This is a genomic window from Stagnihabitans sp. (assembly GCF_964946895.1).
Map to the genome: position 1 here is coordinate 1 of NZ_CBBQHX010000077.1, position 8,797 is coordinate 8,797.

Below are 8,797 nucleotides of genomic sequence, written 5' to 3' on the forward strand. Positions count from 1 at the left end.
AACATATCGGCCGCAAACCGGCGCCACGTCTTGGCCATGGTGCCATCGTGGCAAGCGATAGGGCAGGGGCCTTCCGCGCCCGCATTCTGGTCGCAAGCGGTGGCTCCAGCGGTCGCTATGTCCGACCGCAGGATTTCCAAGGCTCGCATCTTCTCGCCGTCTGGGTTGAGAAATCCACCCTCGCGCCCAATGAGCGTGCCTGGGTGCTAATTGTCGAGGCCGCCCGATGAGCGATCCGCGCAAGGCACAGCAATGGAAGATCATGGGTCTGGCCGGGGTCGGTGGGGTCGCCCTGCTCGGCATCCTCGGCTGGGTGATGAATGCCTCCGAGGCCAATCTGGTCGGCACGAGTGACAGCCCCGCAATCGATCCGACCATCATCGCCGATGTTACCTCCTCGGCGAGCCCGGAACTCAGTTGGATTTCTCAAAGCAAAGCCGAAATCGAGAGACTGACAACCCAGGTTACGGAACTGACCTCGTCCGTCACGGCCCTGAAGGAAGATCAGGCCAAGCAAATTGCGGACCTGACGGCGCAATATGACGACGCGCTCCTGCGCCAGCAGCAGGACATCAACACGCTGAAGGGCGGCGATCCGGCGGCCGATCCCAATGCCGCGGCACAGGATGCCGGCTTGGGGCAGGATTTTGTGTCGGCGGTCCAGAACGGGGCGGGAGGCCTCACCGGGCTTGGGTCAGAAAGTGCCGGGAAGGAGGGTGCGGCCTCAGGGGCAGCGGCCACTTCTGACGGGTTTGGGACCAGCTTTACCTTGACGGCGTCAGTGGGTGCGCGGGACGCCAACGGTGGCATTACGGGACCGGCCCAAGCGGGTGCTGCGAATGGCGGTGATCCTACAGACGGGTCCGTGACGACTGGCGCCGCTCAGGAATCCCATGTGCGCAAGCTCGAGAGCTATGTGCCGGCCGGCAGCTATGCCCCGGCCATGGTGATCGCGGGTGTCGATGCTTCGGCAGGCGTGAAGTCGCAGGAGAATCCTGTTCCGGTGCTGCTCCGCCTGACCGGCCCTGTCACCACGGCGGCAGCGGGTTCTGGTCCGGGCAGTCGGGTGGACTTGACCGGCTGTACCGTCGTGGGCTCTGCCGCCGCCGATCTTTCCTCTGAGCGGGTGTATGTCCGTCTGACCACGCTCACCTGCCTCAACCATCGCGGCGAAGTTCTGGAAGTCCCGGTGGCGGGGATCGTCGTGGGCTCTGGCAAGGCCGGAGTGCGGGGCAAGGTTGTCTCGCGCGAGGGCACTTTGGTGCGCAACGCGGCAATCGCAGGTGTCCTTCAGGGTATCGGACAGACCGCCTCCAGTTCGGCGCAGTCGGTCACCGGGTCCAGCGGTCTCGATTCAACGGTGACCTCGATTGCCGGAGCCTCGGCGGCAGGGGCTCTGGGTGGTGGAATCTCCGGCGCCGCCAATACGCTGGCGCAATATTACATCCAGCGCGCCGAACAATATCAGCCGGTGGTGTCCCTCTACGGCGGCACCTCGGTCGAAGTGGTCTTCCTTGATGGAGTGGATTTGCGATGACACCGCTGCTTTGCGGCCCAAAAGCATCGGGCTTGGCCTCGATGCTGCGCCCGACCCTTGCCCTTTGCCTGGCTCTGACGCTGGGCGCCTGCGCTTCCTCCAACACCGAGCGGGACTTCCTTTGCCCCGCCCAGATGGGATCACCCTGCACGACCATAGCCTCGGCTGATGGGGTAGGGGCCGCAGGTCAACCGGTACAGGAACGGGGAGAGGACACGCTCGCCGACGGGCTGACGCAATCGCCGTTGGCAAGCGGCAAGGCTGGAAAAGCCAGCCCAACCGCCCCGATGGGCGATGGCGGCTTTGCCTATGACGCCGCCTCCTACCGCCTGCCGGAAAAGGTCGGTACGCTCTGGATCGCCCCCCACGCCGAGGGCGAAACGCTCTATGAGGCGACCTTCGTGCATTTCCTGATCCTGCCCGCTGCCTGGGGTGATCGGCCATGAAGGCATTGAATGGCCTTTTCGCCAGCCTCTTCGATGATCCGGATTGGAGCGAGGGGGCGCCGCAGATCCTGGCGCAGGACGTTGTTTCGGACCTGCTGCCCTGGCGGCTTTACGAGGCGAAGTCCGAGCTCTTCGTGAATGTGGACTCCACGGGCTTCATTTTCGAGGTGACGCCGCAAGTTGGCACCACCGATCTGACACCGACTCTGACCTCGATCATCCAGTCCCGCGCCCCGCGCGAGGCGACAATCCAGATCCTGAACTGGACCTCGCATGACATCGACGAGCCCTTGCTCAACTGGGCGCAACACCGCTTCCGGCACGGCGATCTCGTCCGCGAAATGGCCGGATCGCGCATGAAGCACCTCCGCAGCGCGCGCTTCGGCACCGATCATGGGGTGAAGGCCATCCCGCATATCCGCCGGGTCTTCCTCGCGGTCTGGATCGATGGCAGCGCCGATCTGACCGCAGAGCGCGAGCTTCTGGAATTCCGCCGTGCCCTGGTGGCAGGGTTTGGCGGTGAAGACGGGGTGCGCAAGATCACCCCGAAAGAGTTCCTGAAACTCATCGCCGAAATCCTCCACGCCGGTTCACGCGGCTGGCCGGATTACATGCCGGACCAGTTCCTGAACCACCAACTCCCGGGCGCGGGTCTCAAGGTGCGTCGCGCTTCCCTTGGGTTTCAGGGGGAGCCGGAATTGTCGGTGGCCTCGGCTTCGGTGACCCGGTTCCCGAAGGAATGGTCCGCAGCTTTCGGTGCAGTGCTGAACGGTGTGCCCGACAACGCCGCCCATCGCCCGATCGGGCCGGTGTTGACCTCACTCGTCATGCGGCTTCGACCCAAGGACAAGACGCTCGCTTTCCTGAACCGCCAGCGTGCCGGTCTGATGCATACAATGGGCACGGAATTCGCCAAATGGGCCTCGAACCTTGCCGAGAAGAAGGCCGAGTTCGACGGGCTGGTGGCGCAGGTCGAGGGCAATGAGCGACTTTTGGAATGCGTCTTCCTGATCTCGGCCTATGCAAAGGGTGGTGACGCCGAGGCAAAAACTGCTCTGGCGGAACTGGCCAAGATTTACCGCTTTGCGGGCCTCACTCTTGGGGATGACACCTATCTGCAATTGCCGCTGTTTCTGTCCTCGCTGCCCTTCACGGCTTCAGGCAACCGGATGACCGACCTCCGGAAGCTGCAGCGCATGCGACTTTTGAAGGCTGAAGCCGCGGTCGCCTTCGCCCCAATCCATGGCGAATGGCTTGGGGCAGGGGAGGGGAAAGGGGTTCTGCTGTTGGGGCGCCAGGGCGGCATCTTCGACTGGGACAATTTCCGCTCGAGCGGCAACTTTAACGTGGCTGTGCTCGGCAAATCCGGCGCCGGCAAATCGGTCTTCATGCAGGAATTCGTGGCCTCGATCTATGCAAGGGGCGGCAAGATCGTGGTGATCGATGACGGCTATTCCTTCCGCAACACGGTTGAACTTTTCGGCGGAACCTTCGTCGACTTTGAAGCGGACTGGACGATCCGGCTCAATCCCTTCTCGATGCTTTCCGAAGAGGCGATGGCCGCCCCGGAATACCGCGCCGAAGCCATCGAGCTTCTGACCCGGATCGTGGCTTCTATGGCCGCCTTGGGCAGGACGAGCCAGGGTCGCGTGCAGGAACTCGAGGAAAGCCATATCGCCGAGGCGGTGGCTAAGGTCTGGGACATGAAGGGCCGGGAAGGGGAAGTGGGCGACGTGCATGAGCTTCTGCAGGCGCATGCTGCCGATCCACGGATGGCCGATGTGCTGACGAAAATGGCGCCCTTTGTCGGGGAAGGGGTCTATGCGGCCTATCTCAAAGGTGCGGCCACGATTTCGCTCGGGGCGGATTTCACGGTGGTGGAACTGAGCCGGATCAAGGGGCAGCGCATCCTGCAGGATGTGGTCTTGCAGATCGTGATGTTTCTGTCCTCCGAGCTCATGTACAAAACGGCCCGCGATATCCCGGTGGCGCTTGTCATCGACGAGGCCTGGGATCTTCTCAAAACCGAAGCCACGGCGCGTTTCATCGAAGCTCTGGTGCGGCGGGCGCGCAAATACAATGCGGCGCTGATCACGGGTACGCAGAGCTTTCGTGACTATGAAGAAAACGCCGCCGCCCGGGTGTGCCTCGAAAACTCGGACTGGACCGTGGTCATGGCGCAAAAGCCCGAGACGCTGGACCTTCTGGCTTCCGAGAAGCGCCTCGCTGTCACCTCCGGCATGCTGCACCAACTGAAGTCCATCGCCCCGATACAGGGGCTCTATTCCGAAATGGCGATCAAGGGGCCGGAGGGTTGGGTCTTCGGGCGCCTTCTGCTCGATCCCTTCTCCCTGGCGATGTTTTCTAGCCGAGGTGAGACGGTCGAGCGGATCCGGCGGCTCCGTCAGGAAGCCGGACTCTCAATGGTCGATGCGATCCGCCGCGTGGCGGAAGAAGGGAATGCGAAATGAATGACCTGACAAACCTTGCCGGGACCAAAGGCGATGCGGCTGCGACAGCTGAGATGGATCTGGCACTGACCGCAACTCCCCCCTCTTCCCTCCCGGGTTCTGCTTCCGCGGCGCCCGCCCCTCAGAAGCTGCAGCGGTTTCTGGAACTGGCAGTGACGGGCATCATCAGCATGGCGGCCACACTGGCCCTGGTGACAGCCCTGAGCCCAAGCCACCACCAAGGCGCCAAGCCTTTGGTGATGCTGGATGCCGACCGTGCGGCAGAGACGTTTGTGCGCTCGCCCGGGATATCCGATCTCGATGAACAGGCCTTCGGTGATGCTGTCACGCGGTTTCATGGCGCTCTCCTGAAAGAAATGCTGCGCTATGGGGCCAAGACCGGGACCGTGGTGCTGTCGTCCTCGGCGGTTCTGGCGGGCGATGTCACCGATGTGACTGACCTTCTGACGCAAAGTGCTCTGCGAGGTATGAAGTGAGCGGGCTCGCCAGGTTCCGCTGGCCTTTCATCGGGCTGGGATCGTTGGTGGTAGTCTTGGGCTATGCCGGTCTCGCGGATCTGCAACTGACGCTCAACGGCTCGGAAAGCTTGCCTGAGACGGCCTATCTGCAATGGCATTGGCCGAAGGTCTTCTGGCACGGCGCGGTGGTGGCCGTTCCACCGCCCGCGATCTTCGGCGACCGGCTGGACGGCTATTCCATCGTGAAGAAAGTGGGCGGCCTTCCGGGCGATCCGATCCGCAACTTCGGCAATCAGGTCTGTGTGGCGGGTACCTGCTATGCTGCCGAGGTGCGGGACGGAAAGCCCTTTGCTGAGCTTCTGCCCTCGGGCACGGTCCCCGACGGCATGCTGGCCATCTTTGGTGAAGCGTCGAACTCGCTCGATAGCCGCTATCAGCCCTTCGGTCTTGTTCGCATGGCGGATGTCCAAGCGGTCGGTCTTCCCTTTCCCGGGTTCCCCTCCTGGCAGGAGGTGGCCCGATGGCTTGGACAAGAATCGTGACTCTGAGCCTTGCCCTTGGACTGGGGGCCACAGCGTCAGCATCGGCACGCGACCTTGGCAACTTCGGCGAGGTCTTTCCGATTGCGGAGCCCGACCTTCTGGCCCTGATCAAAGGCAAGATCAGCGCGATGATCGCCGATGGCGGCATGGAGCGGCTGACCGCAGAGATGCAAGACAAGGCGCGCGAATATGCCAAGCGCCCCAAGGGTCTGGTCCTGCCGCGCGCGACGGAGGACCGGAGCTTCACCATCGATCTGTCGATCCGGGTCGATCACGATCTGGCCGATCAGAATGGCGTGATCTTTGCAGCCGCAGGCACGGTCGTGAACCCTTTGGCCTGGTCTGGCTTTGACAAGACCATCCTCTTCATCGACGGCGACGATCCGGATCAGGTCGCTTGGGCCGTAAAACAGGGCGATGAGCTGGACAGCCTCATCGTCCTGACCCAAGGCGCACCGCTGGATCTGAGCAAGACCTGGGGACGTCGCTTCTGGTTTGACCAGTCCGGCATTCTGTCCAATCGCTTCCAGATCGCCCGTCTCCCCTCCCGGGTCACCCGCGCCGATCCCGCCATGCGGATCGATGAAGTGGCGCTGCCGCTTCAGGACGCCTCACCGGAGGCACCGGCACCATGATCGCCCGTCTTATCCTCGCCGTTGCCTTGGCATTCCTCGGCCTGACCGACATTGCCATCGCCAAATGCAACGCGAAGTTCCTCAATCCGCTGACCGAAGTTTGTTTCGATTGCATCTTTCCGATCTCCATCGGCTCGATCTCGCTCTTCGGATCCCGGCCCGACACGCCAAACCCGGGTTCGCCCTTCTGCATCTGTGGCGGCATTCCCCCGCGCGTCGGTTTTTCTATCGGCCTCTGGGAGCCGGTGCGGCTGACCGATATCGCCGACGAGGCGGGCTGCTTTGTGAACCTCGGATTCAAGATGAACATGGGCCTCTTTGCCTTGGGCAAGGATGCCGTCACGGTTGATGATGTCGGCTCAGGGGGTTCCCGCTGGCAGGCGCACTACTATTACTATCCGCTTCTCTCGTGGCTCGGCACGCTGATCGACGGGCTTTGCCTCGAAAGTTCCACCTTCGATGTCGCCTATATGAGCGAGTTCGATCCGCTCTGGCAGGATCCGGAACTGGCCACCCTGATCAATCCCGAAGCCGTGCTCTTCGCCAATCCGGTGGCACAAGCCGCCTGTGCCGCAGATTGCGTGGCGGCGTCCTCGGGTGGTCTCGGCAATGACAAGCTCTTCTGGTGCAACGGCTGTCAGGGCGGGCTCTATCCGATGACCGGGGATGCCAACGAGCACTATGGCGGGGTCCAAGCATCGGAAACTGTGGCGGCCAAACTTCTGGCGCGGATGCACCGCTTCGGTCTGGCCCGTCGCACCTCCGGATCGGGCGCGCTCTGCCAGCCCAAACCGGCCCCTATCCTGCCCAAGTCGCAATACCGGTTTCAGATCACCCGCCCCAAGGCCAAGACCTCCGGGCGCTATGCCTGCGGACCATTGGGTTCCTCGACCCAGTTCGTCGATTCCGGCCGGGAATATCCGTTCAAGGGCGAAAGCTTCGGCTGGCTCACCTGGAGGAAGCACAATTGCTGCGCGCTATGATGAAGGCGGGCGTTGCCCTGCACCTCATGTCCAGTTTGGCCTTGGCGGAAGAGCCGGCGACCAAATTTGCACCAGGGGCCACAGGTTCGATCGGCGTCGATGTGACCGGCCTGATGGACCGGGCCACGAAAGACGCCGAGGCCCTGAAGGATAGTCTCAAGACGGCGGCGCCACAGGATCTTGGCTCTCTGGCAGACAGCCTGAAGGCCATCGAGGGCCACGCTATGAACGACCCGAGGTTGCGCGAGTTGCTCGGGATCACGTCTGACGCCCAAGTCGAGGGCGACGACAAACCGGGCTATGGCGAGGCACGTGTTCTGGTCTTTGCCAGCCTCGCCATGCCCGGTCCCTCCCTGCGCCAGGTGCTTCTCGATGCCGACCGTCTTCATGCCGTGGTCGTGTTCCGGGGGTTCCTTGAGAACTCCGTCTTCAAGACGGGCGATGTCCTGAGGGCGGCACTTGGCGACGGCGAGACGCCGAAAGGCTTTGCCATCGACCCAACGCTCTTCAGTCGGTTTCACGTGAGTGCCGTGCCGGTCTATGTCGTGCTAGCCGAACCTCTGGCGACCTGCGAGACGGAAGACTGCCTTCAGGACCCGCTGCCAGCGCATGACCGGCTGTCGGGCAATATCCCGCTCGAAACTGCGCTCAATCTTGTGGCGGCAGGGCAGGGGGATGCGGCTTCTACCGCTGCGGCACTCCTGGCCGAAGCGGCACAGGACAAGGCCACTGTCGTGGGTGCTGCACCATGAAATTGGTTTGGGTGCTGGCCTCGATTATCTGCCTCTGCGCGGTTGGTGCCTTTGCCGACCCGATGACGGATGCTGCGAAGGCGGGCCGCGAGGCGGCAGCGCCGCTGGTCCTCGCACCCGGAAGTTCGGTCTTCTCCGATGAGACGGTAGGCAAGACCGTGACTCCCTTTGCTACGGATGCTCCGCCGGAATCCGCGATCACGGGAACCACCATAGAGGGCGCAGCACGGCTTCGCGCAGCTGGGTCATCGACCGAAGCGGGCGCCCTTCACTCTGAGGCCACCGCCACAACGATCAATCCAAGGCGCGACATCGCTACAACCGACCCCGGACTACAACGCGCCGACGGTGCCCTGACCGAGGCCGATGCTATCGCCGGTGGTCTGTTCAGTGCCAGTGGAAACCAAGGCGAAGGCTGCACGCTCGAGGGTCTGCAGAGTGCCGGCACGGTCGAACGCTCCTGCCAGCGGGTTGTGGCCACCACGACCAGCACATGCCAATTGGCTCTCGATGTCGCGGTCAAAAGAACGAGCCGCTACGAATGCGACGAGGCTGGCAATACCCATGAATGCGCAGCGCTCGCGGCCCATCAGTCCTGCCACGAGACGGGCGGCACCTGTCTGAACCTTGGCACTGACGGCAGCTGTCTTGCCACCCGCAAGACTTTTGACTGTACCGACGCAACGGGCGATCTCGCTCCGGCGCGGCAGCTAGGCGAGACCACGACCGAGATTGCAGAGACCAAACTCGGGTCCTGCGACACGGTCGGGGCAAGCTGTGCGGCGGGAGAAGCCACCTGTACCGCCGGGCCAGAGACCCGCATTATCAACGGCGTTCCCGTCACCCGCGCCTGCTGGGCCTGGGAAAAGCCCGTGACCTGTCAGGCGACCGGGTCTCAGACGACCTGCGGTGTCTTTGAAGCCGACCAGAGTTGCCACAAGATCCAGAGCGATTGCGTGGCGCGCTCCGATGC

General features: G+C 63.1%; 9 protein-coding genes and 1 pseudogene. All 10 read left to right on the forward strand.

The window, feature by feature from the left end:
* Positions 1-230: pseudogene (locus AC1Y2B_RS22975) on the forward strand (type-F conjugative transfer system secretin TraK); the annotation flags it as partial.
* Complete coding sequence (locus tag AC1Y2B_RS22980) at positions 227-1,537, forward strand: TraB/TrbI/VirB10 family type IV secretion system protein (protein ID WP_482255455.1); 1,311 nt, start codon at positions 227-229, stop codon at positions 1,535-1,537. The pseudogene AC1Y2B_RS22975 and the gene AC1Y2B_RS22980, both read left to right, overlap by 4 nt.
* Entirely contained in the window at positions 1,534-1,983 is a 450-nt protein-coding gene (locus AC1Y2B_RS22985) for a TraV family lipoprotein (RefSeq protein WP_482255456.1), read from the forward strand. Before AC1Y2B_RS22980 ends, AC1Y2B_RS22985 begins: the two co-directional genes overlap by 4 nt.
* Positions 1,980-4,454, forward strand: a complete 2,475-nt coding sequence (locus AC1Y2B_RS22990) for a TraC family protein (RefSeq protein ID WP_482255457.1) — start codon at positions 1,980-1,982, stop codon at positions 4,452-4,454. Before AC1Y2B_RS22985 ends, AC1Y2B_RS22990 begins: the two co-directional genes overlap by 4 nt.
* The gene (locus AC1Y2B_RS22995; RefSeq protein WP_482255458.1) at positions 4,451-4,930 is read left to right on the forward strand and encodes a TrbI F-type domain-containing protein; all 480 of its coding nucleotides are present in this window, start codon (positions 4,451-4,453) and stop codon (positions 4,928-4,930) included. Before AC1Y2B_RS22990 ends, AC1Y2B_RS22995 begins: the two co-directional genes overlap by 4 nt.
* Entirely contained in the window at positions 4,927-5,454 is a 528-nt protein-coding gene (locus tag AC1Y2B_RS23000) for a S26 family signal peptidase (RefSeq protein ID WP_482255459.1), read from the forward strand. The genes AC1Y2B_RS22995 and AC1Y2B_RS23000 overlap by 4 nt, the downstream gene beginning before the upstream one ends.
* Positions 5,433-6,089 (forward strand): type-F conjugative transfer system protein TraW, encoded by a 657-nt coding sequence (gene traW, locus AC1Y2B_RS23005; RefSeq protein ID WP_482255460.1) that lies wholly within the window; start codon positions 5,433-5,435, stop codon positions 6,087-6,089. The genes AC1Y2B_RS23000 and traW overlap by 22 nt, the downstream gene beginning before the upstream one ends.
* Complete coding sequence (locus AC1Y2B_RS23010; RefSeq protein ID WP_482255461.1) at positions 6,086-7,072, forward strand: TraU family protein; 987 nt, start codon at positions 6,086-6,088, stop codon at positions 7,070-7,072. Before traW ends, AC1Y2B_RS23010 begins: the two co-directional genes overlap by 4 nt.
* Positions 7,057-7,824: a type-F conjugative transfer system pilin assembly protein TrbC gene (trbC, locus tag AC1Y2B_RS23015; protein ID WP_482255462.1), complete on the forward strand. Its 768-nt coding sequence runs from the start codon at positions 7,057-7,059 to the stop codon at positions 7,822-7,824. The genes AC1Y2B_RS23010 and trbC overlap by 16 nt, the downstream gene beginning before the upstream one ends.
* Positions 7,821-8,797: conjugal transfer protein TraN (traN, locus tag AC1Y2B_RS23020; RefSeq protein WP_482255463.1), on the forward strand; the 977-nt coding region annotated here is incomplete at its 3' end. The genes trbC and traN, both read left to right, overlap by 4 nt.